The sequence below is a fragment of the Curtobacterium sp. Leaf154 genome (assembly GCF_001424595.1).
Classification (GTDB): domain Bacteria; phylum Actinomycetota; class Actinomycetes; order Actinomycetales; family Microbacteriaceae; genus Curtobacterium; species Curtobacterium poinsettiae.
Genome location: NZ_LMOS01000004.1, coordinates 13,309 through 35,752, shown reverse-complemented (window position 1 = coordinate 35,752; position 22,444 = coordinate 13,309). Strand labels below are relative to the sequence as shown.

The 22,444-nt window shown below is 69.8% G+C and carries 22 protein-coding genes; 9 read left to right on the top strand and 13 right to left on the bottom strand.

From position 1 onward, the window contains the following. Positions 1-23 precede the first annotated feature (23 nt). The 3 genes from nrdE to nrdH all read right to left on the bottom strand — a co-directional run bounded on the left by nrdE (position 24) and on the right by nrdH (position 2,908). A complete protein-coding gene (gene nrdE, locus ASF75_RS06630) occupies positions 24-2,129 on the bottom strand; it encodes a class 1b ribonucleoside-diphosphate reductase subunit alpha (RefSeq protein WP_017886895.1) in 2,106 nt (701 codons plus the stop codon). A 17-nt stretch (positions 2,130-2,146) separates the two neighbouring features. After that, the gene (nrdI, locus tag ASF75_RS06625; protein ID WP_031259561.1) at positions 2,147-2,563 is read right to left on the bottom strand and encodes a class Ib ribonucleoside-diphosphate reductase assembly flavoprotein NrdI; all 417 of its coding nucleotides are present in this window, start codon (positions 2,561-2,563) and stop codon (positions 2,147-2,149) included. A 111-nt stretch (positions 2,564-2,674) separates the two neighbouring features. Then, positions 2,675-2,908, bottom strand: coding sequence for a glutaredoxin-like protein NrdH (gene nrdH, locus ASF75_RS06620; RefSeq protein ID WP_017886897.1), 234 nt, complete (start codon positions 2,906-2,908; stop codon positions 2,675-2,677). 355 nt (positions 2,909-3,263) lie between these two features. Here nrdH and ASF75_RS06615 point away from each other — a divergent pair, with 355 nt between their 5' ends. Together ASF75_RS06615 and ASF75_RS06610 are read left to right on the top strand one after the other, a co-directional pair. Beyond that, complete coding sequence (locus ASF75_RS06615) at positions 3,264-4,469, top strand: MFS transporter (protein ID WP_056069857.1); 1,206 nt, start codon at positions 3,264-3,266, stop codon at positions 4,467-4,469. A gap of 188 nt (positions 4,470-4,657) precedes the next feature. After that, the gene (locus ASF75_RS06610; protein WP_056069854.1) at positions 4,658-5,476 is read left to right on the top strand and encodes an aldo/keto reductase; all 819 of its coding nucleotides are present in this window, start codon (positions 4,658-4,660) and stop codon (positions 5,474-5,476) included. Positions 5,477-5,495: 19 nt separating this feature from the next. Here ASF75_RS06610 and ASF75_RS17615 read toward each other — a convergent pair whose 3' ends face one another. Then, positions 5,496-5,795 carry a hypothetical protein gene (locus ASF75_RS17615; protein ID WP_156463810.1) on the bottom strand — a complete coding sequence of 100 codons (300 nt, stop codon included), beginning with the start codon at positions 5,793-5,795 and terminating at the stop codon, positions 5,496-5,498. Positions 5,796-5,819: 24 nt separating this feature from the next. On the opposite strand from ASF75_RS17615, the gene ASF75_RS06605 reads away from it, so the two are divergent. Further along, complete coding sequence (locus ASF75_RS06605; RefSeq protein WP_156463809.1) at positions 5,820-6,098, top strand: hypothetical protein; 279 nt, start codon at positions 5,820-5,822, stop codon at positions 6,096-6,098. A gap of 6 nt (positions 6,099-6,104) precedes the next feature. On the opposite strand, the gene ASF75_RS06600 is transcribed toward ASF75_RS06605, so the two are convergent. Further along, positions 6,105-6,443, bottom strand: a complete 339-nt coding sequence (locus tag ASF75_RS06600; RefSeq protein ID WP_017886901.1) for a hypothetical protein — start codon at positions 6,441-6,443, stop codon at positions 6,105-6,107. A 118-nt stretch (positions 6,444-6,561) separates the two neighbouring features. On the opposite strand from ASF75_RS06600, the gene ASF75_RS06595 reads away from it, so the two are divergent. Beyond that, the gene (locus ASF75_RS06595) at positions 6,562-7,392 is read left to right on the top strand and encodes a hypothetical protein (RefSeq protein ID WP_156463808.1); all 831 of its coding nucleotides are present in this window, start codon (positions 6,562-6,564) and stop codon (positions 7,390-7,392) included. Positions 7,393-7,486: 94 nt separating this feature from the next. After that, positions 7,487-8,008 carry a ribonuclease H family protein gene (locus tag ASF75_RS06590; RefSeq protein ID WP_056069844.1) on the top strand — a complete coding sequence of 174 codons (522 nt, stop codon included), beginning with the start codon at positions 7,487-7,489 and terminating at the stop codon, positions 8,006-8,008. Between the two features lie 13 nt (positions 8,009-8,021). Here ASF75_RS06590 and ASF75_RS06585 read toward each other — a convergent pair whose 3' ends face one another. Next, positions 8,022-8,273 (bottom strand): DUF6458 family protein, encoded by a 252-nt coding sequence (locus tag ASF75_RS06585; RefSeq protein ID WP_017886906.1) that lies wholly within the window; start codon positions 8,271-8,273, stop codon positions 8,022-8,024. Positions 8,274-8,337: 64 nt separating this feature from the next. Next, the gene (locus ASF75_RS06580; protein WP_042540825.1) at positions 8,338-10,908 is read right to left on the bottom strand and encodes a DEAD/DEAH box helicase; all 2,571 of its coding nucleotides are present in this window, start codon (positions 10,906-10,908) and stop codon (positions 8,338-8,340) included. Between the two features lie 182 nt (positions 10,909-11,090). Here ASF75_RS06580 and ASF75_RS06575 point away from each other — a divergent pair, with 182 nt between their 5' ends. Beyond that, on the top strand, positions 11,091-12,104 hold the full coding sequence (locus tag ASF75_RS06575; RefSeq protein WP_017886908.1) for an LLM class flavin-dependent oxidoreductase: 1,014 nt from the start codon (positions 11,091-11,093) through the stop codon (positions 12,102-12,104). A gap of 548 nt (positions 12,105-12,652) precedes the next feature. Here the strand turns inward: ASF75_RS06575 and ASF75_RS06570 are convergent. After that, entirely contained in the window at positions 12,653-15,133 is a 2,481-nt protein-coding gene (locus tag ASF75_RS06570; protein WP_056069841.1) for a glycoside hydrolase family 3 protein, read from the bottom strand. 176 nt (positions 15,134-15,309) lie between these two features. Between ASF75_RS06570 and ASF75_RS06565 the strand changes: the two genes are divergently transcribed. Beyond that, positions 15,310-15,900 carry a TetR/AcrR family transcriptional regulator gene (locus ASF75_RS06565; RefSeq protein ID WP_052481929.1) on the top strand — a complete coding sequence of 197 codons (591 nt, stop codon included), beginning with the start codon at positions 15,310-15,312 and terminating at the stop codon, positions 15,898-15,900. A 114-nt stretch (positions 15,901-16,014) separates the two neighbouring features. After that, the gene (locus tag ASF75_RS06560; RefSeq protein ID WP_031259567.1) at positions 16,015-16,878 is read left to right on the top strand and encodes an NAD-dependent epimerase/dehydratase family protein; all 864 of its coding nucleotides are present in this window, start codon (positions 16,015-16,017) and stop codon (positions 16,876-16,878) included. Positions 16,879-16,881: 3 nt separating this feature from the next. Here ASF75_RS06560 and ASF75_RS06555 read toward each other — a convergent pair whose 3' ends face one another. Continuing rightward, positions 16,882-18,489 carry a methyltransferase gene (locus ASF75_RS06555; protein WP_235517564.1) on the bottom strand — a complete coding sequence of 536 codons (1,608 nt, stop codon included), beginning with the start codon at positions 18,487-18,489 and terminating at the stop codon, positions 16,882-16,884. Then, positions 18,486-18,851, bottom strand: coding sequence for an ArsR/SmtB family transcription factor (locus ASF75_RS06550; RefSeq protein ID WP_056069839.1), 366 nt, complete (start codon positions 18,849-18,851; stop codon positions 18,486-18,488). Before ASF75_RS06550 ends, ASF75_RS06555 begins: the two co-directional genes overlap by 4 nt. 103 nt (positions 18,852-18,954) lie before the next feature. Here ASF75_RS06550 and ASF75_RS06545 point away from each other — a divergent pair, with 103 nt between their 5' ends. Continuing rightward, positions 18,955-20,208: an MFS transporter gene (locus tag ASF75_RS06545; protein ID WP_056069835.1), complete on the top strand. Its 1,254-nt coding sequence runs from the start codon at positions 18,955-18,957 to the stop codon at positions 20,206-20,208. A gap of 134 nt (positions 20,209-20,342) precedes the next feature. On the opposite strand, the gene ASF75_RS17290 is transcribed toward ASF75_RS06545, so the two are convergent. The 3 genes from ASF75_RS17290 to ASF75_RS06530 all read right to left on the bottom strand — a co-directional run bounded on the left by ASF75_RS17290 (position 20,343) and on the right by ASF75_RS06530 (position 22,394). After that, positions 20,343-20,792 (bottom strand): TIGR02611 family protein, encoded by a 450-nt coding sequence (locus ASF75_RS17290; protein ID WP_017886915.1) that lies wholly within the window; start codon positions 20,790-20,792, stop codon positions 20,343-20,345. A 119-nt stretch (positions 20,793-20,911) separates the two neighbouring features. Beyond that, positions 20,912-21,859, bottom strand: coding sequence for a hypothetical protein (locus tag ASF75_RS06535; protein WP_156463807.1), 948 nt, complete (start codon positions 21,857-21,859; stop codon positions 20,912-20,914). A 202-nt stretch (positions 21,860-22,061) separates the two neighbouring features. Continuing rightward, positions 22,062-22,394, bottom strand: a complete 333-nt coding sequence (locus ASF75_RS06530; RefSeq protein ID WP_056069831.1) for a TraR/DksA family transcriptional regulator — start codon at positions 22,392-22,394, stop codon at positions 22,062-22,064. Positions 22,395-22,444 lie beyond the last annotated feature (50 nt).

The following is a 22,444-nucleotide window of genomic DNA, read 5'->3' as shown; positions in this document are numbered from 1 at the left end:
CTCCAGGGAGCAGAGCGGAAGCTCTACAGCATGCAGCTGACGCAGCCCTCGACCTCCGTGCCCTCCAGCGCGAGCTGGCGGAGACGGATGTAGTAGATCGTCTTGATGCCCTTGCGCCATGCGTAGATCTGCGCCTTGTTGATGTCACGCGTGGTGGCGGTGTCCTTGAAGAACAGCGTCAGGGACAGGCCCTGGTCCACGTGCTGCGTCGCCGCGGCGTACGTGTCGATGATCTTCTCGGCACCGATCTCGTACGCGTCCTGGTAGTAGTCCAGGTTGTCGTTCGTCATGAACGGCGCCGGGTAGTAGACGCGGCCGAGCTTGCCTTCCTTGCGGATCTCGATCTTCGACGCGATCGGGTGGATCGACGACGTCGAGTGGTTGATGTACGAGATCGAACCGGTCGGCGGGACGGCCTGCAGGTTCTGGTTGTAGATGCCGTGCTCCTGGATGGACGCCTTCAGCGCCTTCCAGTCGTCCTGCGTCGGGATCGTGATGTTCGCGTTGTCGAACAGCGAGGCAACGCGAGCCGTCGCGGGGGTCCACGTCTGGTCGGTGTACTTGTCGAAGAACTCACCCGATGCGTACTTCGAGTCGCGGAAGCCGTCGAAGGTCTCGCCGGTCTCGATCGCGATCTTGTTCGACGCACGAAGGGCGTGGAACAGCACCGTGTAGAAGTAGATGTTCGTGAAGTCGATGCCCTCTTCGGAGCCGTAGTAGACGCGCTCACGAGCGAGGTAACCGTGCAGGTTCATCTGGCCGAGGCCGATGGCGTGCGACTTGTCGTTGCCGTCCTCGACGGAACGCACCGAGGTGATGTGCGACATCTGCGAGACCGAGGTCAGGCCGCGGATGGCGGTCTCGATGGTCTTGCCGAAGTCGGGCGAGTCCATCGTCAGCGCGATGTTCAGCGAGCCGAGGTTGCAGGAGATGTCCTTGCCGATCTCCTTGTAGGACAGGTCCTCGTTGAAGGTCGTCGGGGTGTTGACCTGCAGGATCTCCGAGCACAGGTTGGACATGTTGATCCGACCCTTGATCGGGTTGGCCTTGTTCACCGTGTCCTCGAACACGATGTACGGGTAGCCCGACTCGAACTGGATCTCGGCGATGGTCGTGAAGAAGTCACGCGCCTTGATCTTCGTCTTCTTGATGCGCGAGTCGTCGACCATCGCGCGGTAGTTCTCGGAGATCGGGACGTCGCCGAAGGGGACGCCGTAGACCTTCTCGACGTCGTACGGCGAGAACAGGTACATATCCTCGTTGTTCTTCGCGAGCTCGAACGTGATGTCGGGCACGACGACGCCCAGGGACAGCGTCTTGATGCGGATCTTCTCGTCGGCGTTCTCGCGCTTGGTGTCGAGGAACTTCATGATGTCCGGGTGGTGGGCGCTGAGGTAGACCGCGCCGGCACCCTGACGCGCACCGAGCTGGTTCGCGTAGGAGAAGGAGTCTTCCAGCAGCTTCATCACGGGGATGATGCCCGAGGACTGGTTCTCGATCTGCTTGATCGGGGCGCCGGCCTCGCGGATGTTGGAGAGGAGCAGGGCCACGCCGCCGCCGCGCTTCGAGAGCTGCAGCGAGGAGTTGATGCCGCGCGAGATCGACTCCATGTTGTCCTCGATGCGGAGCAGGAAGCAGGAGACGAGCTCGCCGCGCTGTGCCTTCGCCGTGTTGAGGAACGTGGGGGTCGCGGGCTGGAAGCGGCCGGCGACGATCTCTTCGACCAGGTCGATGGCGAGCTGCTCGTTGCCCTGGGCCAGGCCGAGGGCGGTCATGACGACGCGGTCCTCGAAGCGCTCCAGGTACCGCTTGCCGTCGAACGTCTTGAGCGTGTAGCTCGTGTAGTACTTGAACGCGCCGAGGAACGTCTGGAACCGGAACTTCTTCGAGTACGCCAGGTCGTTGAGTCGCTGGATGAAGTCCAGCGAGTACATGTCGATCGTGGCTTGTTCGTAGTACTCGTTCTCGACCAGGTAGTCGAGCCGCTCCTTCAGGTTGTGGAAGAAGACGGTGTTCTGGTTGACGTGCTGCAGGAAGAACTGCTTGGCGGCCTCACGATCCTTGTCGAACTGGATGTTCCCGTCCGCGTCGTAGAGGTTGAGCATCGCGTTGAGGGAGTGGTAGTCCATCCCCGTCTGCGGCGACGTCAGATCGACGTCTGCAACTGCTGCGTCCAAAATGCATCCAATCCTGAGTTGACCGCCGACACGTCGTCAGGGGTCCCGAAGAGTTCGAATCTGTAGAGAAGGGGGACGTTGCACTTCTGTGCGATGACGTCCCCTGCGAGGCCGTACGCCTCGCCGAAGTTCGTGTTGCCACCCACCACCACGCCGCGGATGAGCGAGCGGTTGTGGGCGTCGTTGAGGAACTTGATGACCTGCTTGGGCACTGCCCCGTCGCCGTTGCCGCCACCGTAGGTGGGCAGCACCAGGACGTAGGGCTCGTCCACGTGCAGGAACGGTTCGCTCGGGTAGATCGGGATCCGGTCCGCATCGCGGCCGAGCTTCTCGACGAAGCGTGCGGTGTACCCGGACACGCTCGAGAAGTAGACCAATCGGCTCATGGTGCGCTCCTCGTGGAAAGGTGCGGACAGGCGGACCGGGCGGGCCAGGAGAGGCGAGTCGCGCCTCCCGAGATGCCCTGCCTGCGGGCCCCTTCGGGGCCCGCAGGACGACTACGCCAGTTCGGCGCTGAGGGTCGCGATCTTGTCGGGGCGGAAGCCCGACCAGTGGTCGTCGTCCGTGACGACGACGGGGGCCTGCATGTAGCCCAAGCTCTTGACGTGCTCGAGCGCTGCTTCGTCCGTGGACACGTCGTGCACTTCGTACTCGATGCCCTTGTTGTCGAGGGCCCGGTACGTCGCGGTGCACTGGACGCAGGACGGCTTGGTGTAGACGGTGACGGCCATGTTCTCCCCTGGTTCCTACTGGTTTCTGCTGTGCTGTGGAGGTGGTGCTGATGTCTGTCCGCAGTCGTGTCCGGGAGGGGCCGCTGCGATGTCTCCACACTACATCTAGTGGCTAGCCGCAGCACCGACCACAAGAGGGAGTGTTACAGCCGTGTAGTTCTCCACAACGCCCTCCACAGTCTGTGGATTCCCGGGAGGCCCGAGTTTCCGCCAGTCTGCGGCCGGCCACCGACACTTCCCCACACCGGGGGACAGTCACGATCCACAGATGTGGAATCAGCCCATCGGCGTGTCGCGAAGGCCCCCTCCCCAGGACGGGGGACACCCCGATCCGGCCGGTCCGTACACTCGTCTCGTGAGTACGTACGGGCCCCTCCTGAAGACCCCTGGCGTGGGTCGTGTCATCGCCGCACAGCTCACCGCACGGTTCCCGTTCGGCATGCTGTCGCTGGCCTACCTGCTGCACGTCGAGCACGTGTTCCACTCCTACGGCGCCGCCGGTCTGGTGCTCGCGACGACGAGTGTCGGGCAGGCGCTGGCCGGGCCGCTGACGAGCCGCTGGATGGGCAGCTGGGGCATGCGCCCCGTCCTCATCCTGACGAGCATCGTCGCGCTGGTCAGCATGGTGGTGATCGCATTCGTGGTCATGCCGCTCTGGGGCTACGTGGTGGTCGGGTTCCTCGGCGGTCTGGCGGTTCCACCCGTGCAGCCGGCGGTGCGCACCATCTACCCGAAGATGGTGACGTCGGCGCAGCTCACACCCCTCTTCTCCCTCGACGCCAGCGCGCAGGAGCTCATCTGGGTCGCCGGCCCCGTCATCACCACCTTCGTCGCCACCCAGGTCGGCACGGTCGAGGCGATCGTCGTCGCGATGGTCTTCCTGGTCGTCGGCGGCGCGTGGTTCATCGCCTCCCCCGAGCTCGGCCGCGTCCGCATCCCCCGTTCGAAGCGCGCCTTCGGTGTCGTGCTGAAGCGCCCCGCCGTCGTCGTCGCCACCCTGACCGGCCTGCTCCTGATCGGGGCGTGCGCCGCGGTCGAGGCGAGCGTCACCAGCGTCTTCGGCGAGGGCAGCCCGAACGCCGGCATCGTCCTCGCGGTGTTCGCGGTCGGCTCGCTCGCCGGTGGCCTGGCGTTCGGCCACCGCCCGATCTCCCGCAACACCCTGTGGACGCGCATGGCCGTCGTGTTCGTCGGCCTCACCCTGGCCCTCGGCGGCACTGGCTTCTGGTGGCTGTGCCTCGCCCTGGTCATCGCGGGTGTGGGCATCGCGCCGGCCCTCGCCGTGATGTTCGGCTCGGTCTCCGCCACCGTCAAGTTCTCCGACACGGCCGAGGCCTACGGCTGGATGGGCACCGGCCAGCTGATCGGCGCGGCCGGCGGTTCGGCGATCGCCGGCTTCCTGATCGACGGCAGCGGCCCCGTCGGCGGCTTCACCGTCGGCGCCGTGATGGCCGGGCTGGGCGTGCTGCTCCCCCTGGCGATGCGGAGCTGGCTGCCCGACCTGCGCGGCCGCGACGCCAGCCCGCTCCCCGACACCGAGCCGGTGCACCTGCCGACCTGAGCGGACGCTTTCGGGCGTACCTGGTCGAATCGGGCGTACCCGGTCGGAAGTTCTGAGCAGGTACGCCCGTTTCCACTCGCCATCGCCGCCGGTATGGGAAGGAACGTGCGCCCGGCGTACGGGTCGCGTTCTCCACAGATGGCCTGGAGGCCCGGCGCGCGCCCGCCAGGCACCGGCAGGATGGGTGCATGGTCACCTCAGTTCCCCTGCGCGACGGCCGCTCGATCCCCGCGATCGGCTTCGGCGTCTACAAGGTCGACGACACCCAGGCAGAGACGGCGGTCGGCCTCGCGCTCGACGCCGGTTACCGGCACGTCGACACCGCCGAGATGTACGGCAACGAGACCGGCGTCGGCAAGGCGATCCGGGCCTCCGGGCTGGACCGTGACGACGTCTTCGTGACGACCAAGGTGTGGAACGACCACCAGGGGCGCGACGCGACCCTGCGGGCGTTCGACGGAAGCCTCGAGCGACTGGGGCTCGACGCCGTCGACCTCTACCTGATCCACTGGCCGGCCGCCGCGAACGACCGCTACGTCGAGACCTGGCGGGCACTGGTGGAACTGCGCGAGTCGGCGCGGGCTCGGAGCATCGGCGTCTCGAACTTCCAGGTGCCGCACCTGCAGCGACTCATCGACGAGACCGGCGAGGTACCGGCGCTGAACCAGGTCGAACGGCACCCCTGGCTGCCGCAGCGCGAGCTCATCGCGTTCCACGAGCAGCACGACATCGTCACCGAGGCGTGGTCGCCGCTCGGCCGCGGGCGCCTGATCGACGAGCCGGTGCTGACCGGCATCGCGGACGCACACGGGGCGAGCGTGGCGCAGGTGCTCGTGCGGTGGAACGTCCAGCAGGGCGTGGTGGTGCTGCCGAAGTCGGTCACGCCCTCGCGGATCCGGTCGAACCTCGACGTCGACGGGTTCGAGCTGACCGACGACGAGCTCGCGGCGATCGCGACACTCGAGTCCGGGCAGCGGACGGGCTCCCACCCGGACACGGTGTCGTAGCGGGCGGGGTACGCACCGGTCAGCCACGGCGAGGGCAAGGTCGTACTGTCGAGGGGTCATCGATCCTCAACAGGCCGCCCGTGAACACCTGCGCCCCGACGAGCACCTGTACTGGGCGGGCACCAGTGACCCGGCCAAGCTCTTCTCGGGCCGCGACGGCTTCCTCATTCCGTTCTCGCTGCTCTGGTGCGGATTCGTCGGCTTCGGCACCGTCAGCGTCCTCCGAGACGGTCAGATCGGGCCAGAGCTCTTCATCTTCCCGCTCTTCCTCGTCCTCGGCCTCCACTTGCTGTTCGGCCGGTTCCTCGTGAAGCTCCACCGGAAGCGGACGACGGTCTACGCCGTGACCGACCGCCGCGCCCTGGTCATCACGGCGCGTGGGACCCGCGACGTCCCGGTGGGCCGATCGGACCGCACGACGCGCTGGTCGGCCGACCGACGGCACTGCACGGTCGAGTGGCAGGAGCAGTTCGGTCCGTTCGCTGGCGTGACCCGCGGTCTGCAGACGCAGATCTACGCGAACACCGGACTCGATGGATTCTTCGGTCCGCAGCTCGTGGCGTTCTGGGATGTCCGCAACGGCGAGGAACTCGTGCGCGCACTCGAGCTCGCGACCCGGTAGCCCGGATCAGCCCCGGCGGTCCTCCTCTGACTGCCACGGCAGGTGCAGGTCGCCCGGTTCGGGCTCCACGTCGCCGGCGTCGTCCGCGCCGCCGGTCCCGGGGGCCGCGATGACCTTGGACGGGTCGATGCCGTCCTCACGCAGGTCGTCGTCGTCACGCTGCTTCGTCTGGGACGCGTCCATCTCGCGCTCACTCGACGGGCTGTACGACGTGTCCGCCGCCCGCTGCTCGCGGCCGCTGACCCCGTCGACGTCGTCGCTGTGCGCCGCGTCGCGGAGCGCATCGTTGCGTGCTCGGTCGTCGGACGGCTCGGGGCCGGGGGCCTTCGGGATGCTGTCGCTCATGGTGTTTCCTCCTGCAGCGGACGCTAGTCCTCGGCCCCGTGTAACGAGTCTGGCTCGGTCCGCTCCCCGCACTCGATGACGCCCCTGGCCCCCGCTACGCTGCCGACGAGGGGGAACGATGCGACGAACACGGACCGCGACCACCGCGGTGATCGGCTCGGCACTGGTGGGGCTGCTGCTCGCCGGGTGCACGGCGTTCGGCGGCGACGAAGCGATCCCGACGCCGACGCGTCAGGCATCACTCGACGGGACGAGCCGGAGCCCGGGAGCCGACCCGACCTCCGCCGCACAGCAGGTCAGCACACCGCAGGTCTTGGCGGCCGGCACGGTCGCCGCCGAGACCGATGTCGTCTCGGCGAGCGGTGACATCCGGATCCACGTGCGGGTCGTCGCGAACGAGAGCGGCACCTTCGACGCCGAGTTGTCCGGCTACCGGACGACGAACCCGCAGTGGATGAGCTTGGAGTTCCGCGGAGGTGACGCTGACGGTGCCGGCGACGCCAGCGGGTACCGTGCCGGAGTCGTCATCTGGGACCCGGAGACCGGCGCTCCGGACTCGGTCGGGCTGTCAGACGCCGGCCCCACTCCGGACTTTCTGCACAGCGTCGCGCTCGTGCCGGCGCCGTCTGATGACGGGGACGATTCCGGACGCACCGGCATCGGCTCCGTGCTCGCAATCGCTCCGTTGCACTGGACGATCCCCGACCCGTACCCGGACCTGCAGGTCGACGTGGGCGCATCGCGGCCCGGGGCGAACGGTTGGGTGCACGAACGTGACGGCGTGCCGGTGTCGTACCAGGTGTCGAGCGACGACGCGCAGGTGACGGTCGCTGAGCGCTTGGGCATCACCGTCGCGCAACTCCGCTGGCTGAACCCGTCGCTGCAGACGGGAGCGGACGACCAGCTCATCACGGACGCCGACCTCAACCTGGATCCCGCAGCGCGCTGATCCGGTCGCCGCCCCGCCGGGCGGAGCCCGTCCGTACGGTCGGTTACGGTTGACCAGCACTCGCGAGCACTCGGCACCACCAGGAGGTCCCATCGTGACGATCGTCGCCGCCGCAGACGGCTCAGCCCTCGGCAACCCCGGCCCCGCCGGATGGGCCTGGTACGTCGACGACGACCGGTGGGCGGCCGGAGGCTGGCCCCGCGCGACGAACAACATCGGCGAGCTCACCGCCGTGCTGCAGCTGCTCCTTGCCACGAAGGACACCGGCGAGCCGCTGCACATCCTGTGCGACAGCCAGTACGCCATCAAGGCCTGCACCGAGTGGCTCGCCGGCTGGAAGCGCAAGGGCTGGCGGAAGGCCGACGGCAAGCCAGTCCTCAACGTCGAGATCATCAAGGAACTCGACGCGGAACTGCAGGGTCGCAAGGTCACGTTCGAGTGGGTCCGCGGCCACGTCGGTCACGAGATGAACGAAGCTGCCGACGTCCGTGCCCGTGGTGCTGCCACCGCGTTCCAGAACGGCACCGACGTGCCGCACGGTCCCGGCTGGCCCGGGGCCGAGGTCCCGGAGCCGTCCGCACTGCCCGACGCGACCCCGCCCGCGACCCTCTTCTGACCCTTCGCGCGGGTCAGTAGGTCCCGTCGCGCCGCTCCTGCTGCGTGATCTGCTCCCCCGACGCCGGGTCGACGCCCGAGCGCGTGGTGGTCGTGGTGCGGCGACCACCGAAGGCCACGGCGAGGCTGATGATGAGCAGCACGACACCGGCTGCCATCAGGATGTAGCCGATAAGGCGCAGGTCGACGCCGGCGAGCTGGATGTTCAGCGCGAAGGCGACGATCGCGCCGATGACGATCAGGGCGATGCTGGATCCGATGCGCATGACGCAGTCCTCTCGGGTCGGGGTGGTGCGGCAGACGGTACACGTCCGACAACCCCCGCGCGGATCAGTCGACGTCGACTTCGGCCCACCCGTCGAACCGACCGATCTCGGTGACCCGCACGACGGCCTCGCCGACCTCGTCCGAGGCGTCCAGGTCGATCGTCGCCGAGAACCCGAAGTCCTTGTCGCCCTCGGGGTCGGAGAAGATCTGCCGTGCCTTCCAGACCCGCGGTGATGCCGTGGCACCGCTCTCGTCGAGCACCAGGTACTGCATGGACCGTGCGTCGGCGTCCGTGCCGATGCTGTCGTGCTCCTCGTAGTACTCCTCGAGCACGGTGTCCCACGCCGACCGGTCGAAGCCGGCGGTCGCGTCGAGCTCCCCGAGCCCGTCGATGTCGTCGGCCGCGGCGAGCAGCACCCGCTGGAACAGGGCGTTGCGCACGAGCACCCGGAACGCCCTGGGATTGCCGGTGAGCCGTGCGGGCTGCGGCGGCGCGATCTCCTCGTGTTCCTCGGAGGCCAGCAGGACGTCGCCGTTGAGCAGCGCCTCCCACTCGTCGACGAGTGAGGAGTCGGTCTGCCGCACGACCTCGCCGAGCCACTCGATCAGGTCGTCGAGCTCCTGGGTCCGCTGTTCCTCGGCGATGGTCTGCCGCATGGTCCGGTACGCGTCGGACAGGTAGCGGAGCACGAGCCCCTCGGAGCGGGTGAGCTGGTAGAAGCGCACGAAGTCGCCGAAGGTCATCGCGCGTTCGTACATGTCGCGGACGACGGCCTTCGGGGACAGCTGGAAGTCGAGCACCCAGGGCTGTTCGGCGGCGTAGGCCTCGTAGGCGGCGGTCAGCAGCTCGTCGAGCGGCTTCGGCCAGGTGACCTCCTCGAGCAGCTCCATCCGCTCCTCGTACTCGATCCCCTCCTGCTTCATGCGGGCGACGGCCTCGCCACGCTCCTTGAACTGCTGCTGCGACAGGATCGCCCGCGGGTCGTCGAGCGTGGCCTCGACGACCGAGACCATGTCCAGTGCATAAGTGGGAGAAGAAGGGTCGAGCAACTCGAACGCGGCGAGCGCGAACGGCGACAGCGGCTGGTTGAGCGCGAAGTTCGGTGCGATGTCGACGGTCAGGCGGTAGGCGCCGTCGACCTTCTCGATCACCCGTGCGTTGATGAGGGTCCGGGCGATGACGAGTGCCCGCCGGGCCATGGCGAGCTGCCGGGAGCGCGGTTCGTGGTTGTCGTAGACTAGCGACCGGACGTCGGCGAAGGCGTCCCCGCCACGGGCGACGACGGACAGCACCATCGCGTGCGTGATCCGCATGCGCGAGGCCATCGGCTCGGGCTCGGCCGCGATCAGCCGTTCGAAGGACGCCTGCCCCCATGACACGAAGCCCTCGGGCGCCTTCTTCCGCTTGATCTTGTTCTTCTTCTTCGGGTCGTCGCCGGCCTTGGCGACGGCGCGGGCGTTCTCGATGTCGTGCTCGGGGGCCTCGGCGACGACGTCACCCTCGGTGTCGTACCCGGCGCGTCCGGCGCGGCCGGCGATCTGGTGGAACTCGCGTGCGGACAGCTGGCGCATCTTGGTGCCGTCGAACTTCGTCAGTCCGGTGAACAGCACGGAGCGGATCGGCACGTTGATCCCGACGCCCAGGGTGTCGGTGCCGCAGATGACGGGCAGCAGGCCGCGCTGGGCGAGCTGCTCGACGAGTCGTCGGTACTTCGGCAGCATGCCGGCGTGGTGCACGCCGATGCCCGCCCGGATCAGGCGCGACAGGGTCTGCCCGAACCCGGCGCTGAAGCGGAAGCCGGCGATGGCGTCGGCGATCTGGTCGCGGCGTTCGCGCGAGGCGACCTTCGCCGACATCAGCGACTGCGCCCGTTCGAGTGCGGCAGCCTGGGCGAAGTGCACGATGTAGATCGGCGCCTTGCCCTCCTCGAGCAGCCGCTCCACCGTCTCCTGCACGGGCGTCATCACGTACTGGTACTCGAGCGGCACGGGTCGCGAGACACCGGTCACGCGGGCGGTGGGCCGGCCGGTCCGGCGGGACAGGTCGTCGGCGATGGTGGTGACGTCGCCGAGGGTCGCCGACATGAGCAGGAACTGCGCACGCTCGAGCACGAGCAGCGGTACCTGCCACGCCCAGCCGCGGTCGGGGTCGCCGTAGAAGTGGAACTCGTCCATCACGACGACGTCGACGTCGGCGTCCGGTCCCTGCCGCAGCGCCAGGTTCGCCAGGATCTCGGCGGTGCAGCAGACGATGGGTGCGTCGGCGTTGACGCTCGAGTCGCCGGTGACCATGCCGACGTTCTGCGCACCGAACAGCTCGACGAGCTGGAAGAACTTCTCGGACACCAGCGCCTTGATCGGTGCCGTGTAGTAGCTCCGCTTGCCCTCGGCGAGCGCGGCGAAGTGCGCGCCGGCCGCGACGAGTGACTTCCCGGTGCCGGTCGGCGTGCTCAGCACGACGTTCGCGCCGGAGACGAGCTCGATGACCGCTTCGTCCTGCGCCGGGTACAGGGGCCGGCCGCCCTCGGCGGCCCAGGCCGCGAAGGCCTCGTAGACCTCGTCGGGGTCGACGACGCCGTCCACCGCCGCCGGGATCGCGGCGACGAGCGGGGGCAGGGCGGTGACGTCGGTCATGCGCCCATCCTCCCAGGTGCGGCCATGACGGACTGGGCCCACGCCGCCGGTCCCGGGGCGACGCGCCAGCGGCGGACCGGCCGTGCCGGTGGGGAGAGGCGCGGTGCCAGCTCGCCACGGGCCTCCCGTCCGCCCCGTCGCCGACTCAGGCGCATTTCAATACGTGCGCATAGACTCGCGCCATGCGCGAACTCGGCTTCCTCTCCTTCGTCCCGAACCACGGCGGCACCGACGGCGCCGCCGGCGCCCTGGAGGACGGCCTGCGCCTGTTCGAGACCGCCGAGTCCCTCGGCTACGGCACAGGTTGGGTGCGTGGACGGCACTTCGAGCCGTACCTGACGAGCCCGATGACCTTCTTCGCGGCCGCCGCGCAGCGCACCAGCACCATCGCGTTCGGCACCGCCGTGCTCGGCATGCGCTACGAGGACCCGGTGCGCCTGGCCGAGGATGCCAGCACGGTCGACCTGCTCAGCGGCGGCCGTGTGCAGCTCGGCATCAGCACGGGCATCGCCGGGTACGGGCCGATCCTCGACCCGGTGTTCGGCACGGTCGACCGCAGCTTCCGCGACGAGGCCGAGGCCCGCGCAGCACGGCTGCTCGAGGTCCTGCAGGGCGAACCCCTGGGCAGTGCCGGCAAGGGCTACGAGAGCATCCCCGCCGGGGCCGACCTGACCCTGCAGCCGCTCAGCCCGGGCCTGCGCGACCGCGTGTGGTGGGGTGGCGGCAGCATGGGCACCGCGGTGCGCACGGCCGAGAAGGGGCTGCTGCTGCACTGCTCGACCCTGAACACCGAGGACACGGGTGCGCCGTTCGCCGAGGCGCAGGCCGACCAGATCGCCGCCTACCGCGAGCGGTTCGCCGAGCTGCACCCGCACCGCGAGTCCAAGGTCGCCGTGGGCCGGATCGTGGTGCCGCTCCTCGACGACCACGACCGCGCCGTGCACCAGGAGTTCCTGACCGGGTACGCGTCCGGGATGGACGACGAGGGCCGACCGCTGTCGGGCACGCCGCCGTTCCGCTTCAGCAAGGTCGTGTCCGGCGAACCGGCGGCCATCGTCGACGCCCTGCTCGCCGACCCGGCTGTCACCGCCACCGATGAGCTCGTCATCACCCTGCCGGCGAACGGCGACCGTGCGGCACACGAGCGGATCCTGCGCATCGTGGCCGAGGAGGTCGCTCCGGCGCTGCGGGCCTGAGGGCCAGCGACGCGGGCAGACGCCTGGAGCCTGATCGCCTGCGGCCCTGCCGCCACCGAGAGTCGAGGGCATCCGGCGGGGCTCTGATCGAGTTGGTGAAGCCCGAGAGCCCGGCCGGATGACCATCTCGTCCCTGATCCGCACGAGATGGTGCCCCCATCGTTCCACCTACCGACCGGTTTGTCACACCGATCTGCGTCCCGGGAGCAAAGAAGTTGACCAAGTGTCACTCGTTTTTGCGAACCGGCACGAAGTCCGGCAACCGGTTCACCGGTGCGCACCGAGTCCGGGACGATCCGCGGAACGAGGTTCCGGCACGGAGCACCGATGCGGCTCCGACCCGGAACGACGAATGCGCCCCCGCGCGGACGCGGGGACGCATTCTGGGACGCACCGGGGAAGCCAGGGCGACAACGGCCGGATCAGGAGGCCGAATCGCTCACCCAGCGACCCCGTAGTCGGTGCGTGCGCGGACGGTAACCAGCCGACTCGCGCACGACGATGTTACTGAACAGAGTCGGGAGCTGCGCGGAAACCGGACGACTTCGTCACTCCAGTTCGAGGGACGCGGTTCCGGCGTCGTCGACGACGGAGGCACCGACGTGCAGCGTGAACGTCCCCGACTCGTACTGCCACGAACCGTCCCAGTGGGCGAAGGCGCGTGCCGGGACCTCGATCGAGACCTCCGTCGACTCCCCCGCACCGAGCCGGACCGGGGCAAACCCGACCAGCCAGCGAACCGGGCGGTCGACCGCCGACTCCGCACGGGACGCGTAGACCTGCACGACGTGCTTGCCGGCGCGGTCGCCCGTGTTCGCGACGGTCGCCGTGACGATGACGGCGTCGCCCTCGCGCACGGTCGGCGTCGCGGAGACCCCGTCGATCGACCACGTGGTGTAGCCGAGGCCGTGCCCGAACGGGTAGGCCGGCTCGGTGCCGGCCCGCAGCCAGGCCCGGTACCCGACGTGGACGCCCTCGTCGTAGGAGACCTTGCCGTCCACCGGGGTGACGTCGAGCACGGGGACATCGGCCATCGCGACCGGCCACGTGGTGGGCAGGCGTCCACCGGGCTCCTGCCGCCCCGTCAGCACGTCGGCCAGGGCGTTGCCGTACTCCTGCCCGCCGAACCAGGTCAGCAGCACCGCGGCGACGTCGTTCCGCCACGGCATCTCGACCGGCGAACCGGCGTTCACGACGACGACCGTGTTCGGGTTCACGGCGGCGACCGCGCGCACCAGGTCGTCCTGGTGACCGGGCAGCGCCAGCGAGGAGCGGTCGTAGCCCTCGGACTCGACCTTGGAGTTCGTCCCGACCACGACGACGGCGACGTCCGCACCACGAGCGGCCTCGACCGCTGCGTCGATCAGCACGGCGGGATCGTCGTCGGACGGCTCGGTACCGAACTGGTACGCCAGCACCCCGCCGAGCGTCTCGTCCTGGATGACGTCGTACTCGATCCGGATCGCGACCTGCTGGCCGGTGGTCACCGACACGGGCACCGACCGCGCCGGCGGGTTCAGGAACGCGGCGCCGAGCTGGTCGCCCTCGTACGGCACGTCCTCGTCGAGCAGCAGCTCGCCGTCGATCCACATGCGTGACCGTCCGGCCGCGCCGATGCCGAACCGCACGGTCCCCGTCGACTCGGCGGTGTAGGTGGTGGTGATGTCGAGCCGGTCGGCTTCGCGCGTCGGCGCGTCACCGCCGAACCAGAACAGTGCCGTCGCGCGGCGGTCCTCGACGAACAGCTCCTCGCCGTCCTTGACGAAGGCGATCCGCGCTCCGGGCTCACCGGTGCCGGGGTTCGTGATGGTGGACAGCGGGAACTCCGCGATGCCCTCCTGCACGACGGCGCCGATCGCGTAGTCCACGCTCGCGCCGGGGAACGCCGAACGGATGCCGTCCAGCGGCGACACGACCTGCGACGGCACGACCGTGGCCGAGCCACCGCCCTGCGTGCGGGCCTGGTCGGCGTTGTGGCCGATCACCGCGATGCGCGACACGGCGGGGGCGTCGAGCGGCAGGACACCGGTGTTGCGGACCAGGACGGTGCCCTCGGCCTCGGCCTCGCGGACGAACGCGATGCCGTCCTCGACGTGCACGGGCGACGCGGCTACGGGTTCGAAGCCCTCGAGCGCGCCGACGCGGGCCGCCAGGGTCAGGATCCGGCGGACCTTGCGGTCGATCGCCGCCATTGGCACCTCGCCGGACTGCACGGCGGCGAGCAGCGGCCCCTCGCTCCACCACGGGTTCGGTCCGGGCATCGCGACGTCCTGCGACGCCTTCGCGGAGTCCACCGAACGCACTCCGGTCCAGTCGGACACGACGATGCCGTCGAAGCCCCACTCCGAGTTGAGCGGGGTCTCGAGCAGGTCGTTCTCCGACGCCGTCACGCCGTTGATCGCGTTGTACGACGACATGACCGCCCAGGCGTGCGCCTCGGTCACGGCCTTCTCGAACGCCAGCAGGTACAGCTCACGCAGCGCGCGGTCGGACACCTCGGTCGACGCGGTGAAGCGGTCGGTCTCGTAGTCGTTCGCGATGTAGTGCTTCGGGGTGGCGGCGACACCGTTCTCCTGCACACCGTCGACGTACGACGCGGCCAGGTCACCCGTGAGCACGGGGTCCTCGCTGAACGCCTCGAAGTGCCGGCCACCCAGCGGGGACCGGTGCAGGTTGATGGTCGGGCCGAGCACGACGTCGACGCCCTTGCGACGGGCCTCGACGGCAGCGGCGGCGCCGTAGCGCTTCGCGATCGCGCGGTCCCACGAGGCGCTCAGCGCGGTCGCCGACGGCAGGTTCAGGGACGGGTCACGCTCGTCCCACACCTCGCCGCGCACGCCGGACGGCCCGTCCGACATCAGGATCCGGCGCAGCCCGATCTTCTCGACGGGCCAGGTGGTCCAGAAGTCACGTCCGGTGAGCAGCTGCACCTTCTCGTCGGTGGTCAACTGGCCGAGGAGCGCATCGATGCGCTCGGTCAGCGGCGTCGACGGACTGGAGGCGGTGCTCGCGTCGTTCACGGTGGTCACGGTGGTCGGTCCTCTCGTTCAGGGCCGCGGGGCGCCGCCTGGACGGCCGGGGCCTCGTCGCCCACACCCACCATCCACCGGGTTCGCCGCCCGCGCTGGCAGCTCCTGCACCGTACCACCCAAAACCGACCGCTGGTTGGTTTTCTGGGGTCTCCCGTGGGCGGTACAGTCTGGCCATGGCACGACGGGGTTCGTACGCAAAGGGCATCGCGAAGCGCGAGGAGATCCTCACGGTCGCGCTGGACCTCGTGGCGTCGCAGGGCTTCCGGCGGACGAGCATCAAGGACATCGCCGACGCCGTGGGCCTGACCCAGGCCGGCCTGCTGCACTACTTCGACTCCAAGGACGAGCTCTGGGTGGAGATCCTCCGCCGCCGCGACGAGCTCGACCTGGCACACGACTGGCAGGCCGCGGACCCGGCAGCCCTGCTCGCCGCGATCGTGCGGCACAACGCCGAGGTCCCGGGGCTGGTGCAGATGTTCGTCAACCTGTCCGCCGCGGCCGCCACCGACGCCGAGCACCCGGCGCACGAGTACTTCCGCGAGCGCTACGAACGCAGCCGCCGCGTGCTGTCCGCCGACTTCCGCACCATGCAGCAGGACGGACGGCTGCGGACCGACATCGACCCCGACGAGCTCACGAGCGTGCTGCTCGCGGTGTCCGACGGCATGCAGATCCAGTGGCTCTTCGACCCCACACGCGACATGGCCGAGCACGTCGAGCTCGTCGCCCGTCTGGCGATCGCCCAGGTCGCCCCCACCGCCTGACAGACCCCCGCCCCGGCAGTGGGGTACGGACAGGGCCTGGTCGTGTCAGGGCAGGCGGGGCAGGATGGTCGGTGCCCGCCAGGGTGTGTTCCGACGACGATGTGGAGTGACGCGATGACGCGTGTAGTGGTGACCGGTGGCAGCGGCAAGCTCGGACGGGCGGTGGTGCGCGACCTCGATGCGCACGGGTACGACGTGGTCCTGCTCGACCGTGTCCCCTCGCCCGACAAGCCCGAGCGTGTCCCGTTCGTGCGCATCGACCTGACCGACCACGGCCAGGTCCTGAACGCCCTGCTCGGCATCGACGACCGGTACGACCACGTCGACGCCGTCGTGCACCTCGCGGCGGTGCCGGCCCCGGGACAGGTGCCCGACGTGGCCCTGATCACCAACAACGTGACCTCGTCCATCAACGTCTTCCACGCTGCCCGTGCCGCGAAGATCAAGAACGTCGTGTGGGCGTCGAGCGAGACCCTGCTCGGCATCCCGATGGGCGAACACCTGCCGCCCTACCTGCCGGTCGACGAGGAGTTCGCCGTCCGCCCGCAGTCGTCGTACTCGCTCGGCAAGGCGGTGGAAGAGGAGATGGCCCGCCACTTCACGCGCTGGGACCCGGAGCTGAAGATGATCGGGCTGCGCTTCTCGAACGTGATGGACGAGACCGACTACCCGGCGTTCCCGTGGGACGCCACCCCCGAGGCGAAGACGTTCAACCTGTGGTCGTACATCGACTCGCGCGACGGGGCCCAGGCCGTCCGCCGTGCGCTCGAGGCGGACCTCACCGGGTTCGAGGCGTTCGTCATCGCGAGCCCCGACACGGTGATGGACACCCCGACGATCGAACTCGTCGAGCGTTTCGTGCCGGACATCGAGCGCCGTGCGGACATCGACGGCGTCAGCTCGCTGCTGTCGTCGGAGAAGGCCCGCGAACTCCTCGGCTACACGCCCGAGCACAGCTGGCGCGACCACCGCGCCTGATCGTCAGGCAGCGGGGACGAGCAGCCCGTCGAGCACCAGGTCGCGCGCCGCCGGCAGCAGGTCGGCGGCGAGGGCCTGCTCGTCCACGCCGGTGATCTGCGCGAGTGCGCCGATGATCGCCGCGACGGACAGGTCACCGTCGCACGCGCCCACGAACGCCGCGAGTGCGGTGTCCGCGTCCACCCGGCGCCCGAGCCCGCCGCCCTGCACCAGCGTCATCACGGTGGGGTCGTCGTTGCCCGGCCAGTAGTACCGCTCCTCGGTGACGTCACCGGCCACCGCCAGGTGGGCGGCAGCGAGCGCGGCGTCGTCGTGCGCAGCGAGCCAGGCGGCCGCGTCGAGGACGCGGGCGACCGTCGCCCCCAGACCCGCGGGGTTGGAGCCGAGCGCCTCGGGGACGCGCTCGAACCGGCGGAGGCCGGACGGGCCTCCCGGCAGGGGTCGACGCACCACGACGTAACCGAAGCCGACGCCGGTGACGCGGCGATCCGCGAAGTCGTCGAGCCACGCGCCCATCAGGGTGTCGAACCCGTCCGTGCCGGGCTTGGTGCCGCCGTCGCGGATCCAGGTCTCGGCGTAGGACGTCGGGTCCTGCCGCTCGCGCTCGATCACCCACACGTCGAGGCCGGTGTCGGCGAACCAGGCGCGCACGCGGTCCAGGCCGTCGACGCCCCAGCGGTACTCCCAGTTGCCGAGGAGCTGTGCGGTGCCACCGGGCTCCAGGTGGTCCCCGAGGCCCCGGAGCACCGTCTCGACCAGGGCGTCACCGACCATGCCGCCGTCGCGGTACTCGTAGGACGGGACGCCTTCGCGACGAGGCGTGATGACGAAGGGCGGGTTCGAGACGATCCGGTCGAAGCGCTCCCCCGCGACCGGCTCGAACAGTGAGCCGAACCGGAAGTCGATGCCGTCGATGCCGTTCAACTGCGCGTTGAAGCGGGCGATGTCGAGGGCACGGCGCGAGATGTCGGTGGCGACCACATGGTCGGCGAACCGCCGCGCGTGCATGGCCTGGATCCCGCAGCCGGTGCCCAGGTCGAGCACCCGCTCGACCGGCACGGGCACCTGCAGGCCGCTCAGCGTCGTGGTGGCGCCGCCGATGCCGAGGACGTGTTCCTCGCTGATCTCGTGTCCGAGGGCGAGCTCGCCCAGGTCGGAGACGATCCACCAGCTGCCGGCGCCGAGGTCGTCGACGAAGGCGTAGGGGCGCAGGTCGACGGTGGGGTGGACGAGCGGGGCGCCGCCGTCGCCTTCGCCGTCGCCTTCGCCTTCGCTGCGCAGCAGACCCGATGCGATGACGGCGTCGAGCCCGGCGGTCGGGAACGCGGCGGCTGCCTCAGCCCGCGCCACCGGCAGCCCGAGCACGAACAGCGTCGCCAGGGTGCTGAGCGGCGTGGTCTCGCGGGCGGCGAGCGCACGGAGCGCAGCGACCCGCGAACCGCGGTGCAGCGATGCGGCGGCCTCGGCGCCCCACAGGGAGTCGAGCCGGTCGACGGTGAAGCCGGCGGCCGTCAGGTCCGCGGCGAGCGCCGTGGCGACGGCGGGGTCTGCGACGATCGACGGCAGCGTGTGCACGGTCGGGCTCGGGGCGGCGTCGGGCTCGCCGCTCACGAGGCGAGCCCGTCGCGGAGCAGGGCCGATGGGACCTGCCAGTCGAGCACCAGGTCGAGGAGCCCGGGGAACCGCTGCTGCACGTCCTCCACCCGGACACGGCTGACGCGGGTCAGGCCCTCCAGGTGCTGCTCGAGCAACCCGGCCTCGCGCAGGACCCGGAAGTGGTGGGTCAGCGTGGACTTCGGCCGGTCGATGCCGACCCACCCACAGCTGCGCTCGCCGCCGGCCGCGTCGACCAGGTAGCGGTGCAGGATCGCGAGCCGGATCGGGTCGCTCAGGGCGTCCATGACGACGGGGAGGTCCATCTCGGCCACGGACGGCTGCGGCAACCGTTCGGGAGCATCGACGTGCGCGGGCATGGACGGGACGCTACCACCGTTCGGCTTGCTGTACGACTTGCGTCGTACTGTTCGAGTGCGGTACGAATGCAGTCGTACTGCACGGAGATGGAAAGGGGTGCGCATGCACCAGTCAGCTCGTTCGGTCGCCGGGTTCTGGATCCTGGCGGCGATGCTCCTGGTCTCGGTCGCCTCGTCGGCCGTCCCGTCGCCGATCTACCCGGTCTACGCCGCCGAGTGGCACCTCACGCCGCTCATGCTCACCGGGGTCTTCGCCATCTACGTCGCCGGCCTGCTGGCGAGCCTGCTCATCGCGGGGCGCTTGTCCGACCACGTCGGCCGGAAGCCCGTGCTCGTCGTCGGCGGGCTGGGCGTCGCACTGTCGCTCGGCCTGTTCGCGGCGGCGGACGGGGTCGTCGCGCTCATCGTGGACCGGATCGTGCAGGGCGTCTCGGTCGGACTGCTCATCGGTGCACTCGGCGCGGCCCTCATCGACAACTCCCTCGAACGCCACCCGACCATGGCGGGTGTGTTGAACGGTGTCATCCCGCCGATCGCCCTGGCCACCGGCGCGCTGTCGAGCGGCGCCCTGGTGCAGTGGGGTCCGGCGCCGGAGCAGCTCGTCTACCTGCTGTTCGGCGCGCTCCTCGTGCTGCTCGTCCTCGCGCTGTCCGTCGTCCCCGAGCAGGTGGAGCGTCGCCCAGGAGCACTCCGCTCCCTGCGCCCGACGATCAGCGTGCCGCGGTCATCGCGTCGGTTGTTCCGCGGCGTCGCCGGCTCGCTCGTGGCCAGTTGGGCACTGGGCGGCATGTTCCTGTCACTCGTCCCCTCGGCACTCGGCGCGGTGTTCGGCATCACCAACCACTTCGCCGCCGGTGCGCTCATCGCGGTCGTCACCGGCGTCGGCGCCCTGACCGGCCTGGCGATCCAGCGGATGGACACCCGACGTGCGGTCCTGCTCGGGCTCGTGGCGCTCGTGCTCGGCCCGATCATCACCGTGTCGTTCGTGTTCGCGCACTCCCTGCCGGGCATGGTCGTCGGCAGCGCCGTCGCCGGTGTCGGCTTCGGCGCCGGGTTCCAGGCACCGCTGCGGATGCTGCTCGCCACAGCTGCACCGACCCACCGCGCCGGATTGCTCTCCACGATCTACGTCGTCAGCTACCTGGCGTTCGGGGTGCCCTCGGTCATTGGAGGCCTGCTCGAGCCGTCGATCGGCCTCGTCCCGGTCATCGCTGGTTACGGCGGCTTCATCGTGCTCGCCGCGGTCGTCGCCCTCGTGCTGCAGCTGTCGTCGAAGGACGCCGCCGAGGTCGAGGAGCGCGCTGCCGAGGTCATCGAGCGCACCGCGACTGGTTCGGTCCGGGTCGCGGACGAGTAGGCGCGCCCGGCACGGTGCGGCGCTGCCCATTCGGTGCGAGGTTGATCGCTCGGTGCGAGCCTGCAGCGCCGCACGGAGGCGTCAACCTCGCACGCGGTGACCAGCACCGCACGGTGCCGACTGCGACGGCCCGACTAGTGGCCCGGGTGTGCCGAGTTCGCCCCGCGAGCGCGCGCACGGACCCCGACGGTCCGCGCCGCTCCGGTGTGCGCAGCATCGACGTCGGCCTTGCCCCGGTCGGCCGCATCGCGCAGACGCTTCGGCCCGTGCCGCTTGGCCCAGTCCCAGAAGCGGTGCAGCTGCGCCTTGAGCCACGTGATGATCTTGTGGAAGAAGTGGAACTCGCTCGCCAGCACGGTGAGACCGATGAACACCACGAGCCACCCCGGGCCCGGCAGCGGCACCAGGATCAGCCCGATGATGACGACCAGCCCGCCCACCAGACCGACAAGCACCTTGTAGAACAGGTGCACGTGCGGCCGCTCGTGGATCCAGGCGCGCAGGCGGTGGAACCACTGGAAGCGCTGTCGGGCCGCACCATCGGCCCGGGCGTCGCCGGGTCGGTCGTTCGGGTCGCCGTCCATGCCGAAAACGTAGGGCGCGCGGCTGGGAATCAGCGGCGCACGCGGTGGACGCGGGGTGCGCAGGCCGGGAGGCGCGGGGCGGGGTTGCGCCGCGCCTCCAGGCCAGCAGGTGGTCGCCGCTACTGCGCCGGTCGCGCGAGCGGGGAGCCTTGCAGCGCCTTGAACCAGCCGTTGCTCCAGGTGACCATCGTCTCGACGAGCGCGTCGAGGTCATCGATGCCGACGAGCTCGGTCTTGGGGCCGATGGACCAGTCGGTGTAGCCCCTCGCCAGGTGCGTGCGCCCGGACAGGTGGCGCTTCGCGAGCGGCAGCTTGTGCTTGCCGAGACCCTTCCGACCGTTGCCTGCCGACCCACGACTCACCGCGATCCCGCCCGGGTTTTCCGACAAGACCTGGTCGTCCAAGACCTCGAGCGCCCGGACCCACGCCGGCGCCTGCTCATCACCCTCTGGATCGGGGAAGTCGGCTTCGTCGAGGTGGTTCACCGAAATTCCGACAAACCCCTCGAACTGCGTGTCCTCCAGGTACGGCGGCATCCCGCGCCCCGGGACCTGGATCTGCCCGCGGATCCACTTCGCATCCTCGCCGTCGTGCAGCGGCCGCTCGAAGACGATCGACGGCATACCGCCGTCCCCGCGCTGCACCCGCACCTTCCAGCCAGGCATCCGCGCACCGAGCCCGAGGCCGTGCAGCCGGGCCTCGACCGTCGTCTTCAGCAGGCGCCCCTCGCCCTCGATGTCGTCCTTGACCAGCCGAGGGGCGTCGAAGCACGCAAGAACCTCGTCCCAGTCGATAACGCTGACTCGCTCGTGCTCGATGACCGAGCGAGCGAGCGACTCCTTACGCGGCACCAGCACGAACAGCGCGCCGGTGTCGCCGAGCGCTTCGAGCTGGGCGTCCACCTGCCGCTCGGTCAGCTCGTGGTCGAGCTTCGCCTCGATCCCGACCAAGCCACTGTCGAAGGTCAGCTGCACGTCAAGACGGACGCTCCCTCGCTCGGTCTCGACGTCCTTGTGTGGCACCTCGCACTCGACCTTCTGGAACGAGCCGAACTGCTTGCCGCTCACGCACTCGAGGAGCTGGACGAACCGCTCGTGATCGTGTCGGATCTCGGCGCCGAGGGCACGAGTCGCCATCGGCTCGGTGCGGTAGATGGTGGTCTGCGTCATGGCGTCATGATTGCGGGACGCGAGGCGCCGACAAGAACGCCACGCGCGGTCGGCGGCAAAATACTAAAGAAATCTCACCTGCGAGTGGAATCCCCGAGCCTCAAGCGTGCGCGACGCACGTCGCCGCCCACGGGACGGCGGCCAGCCGGGCCTCCGGGATCGGCTCGCCGCCGACCGTGCAGCGGCCGTAGGTGCCCTCGTCGATCCGTGCGAGCGCGGCGTCCACCTGGCGGATCCGCAGCTGCGCACCGTCGCGGACCGCACCGAGCGAGCCACGTTCCCACGCCAGGGTCGCACCCTCGGGGTCGTGCTCGTCGTCGGAGTTGGCATCCTGCCGGGCGTCACTGACGTCACGCATGCTCCGCTCGACCTCGGTCAGCAGCCGTTCGTTGCGGGCGCGTTCGGCTTCGAGTGCGGGGCGGGGGTCCTCCATCCCGGACACGGTAGTCGCGGCGGAATGACCCCGCCCCCGGATGCGTTCGC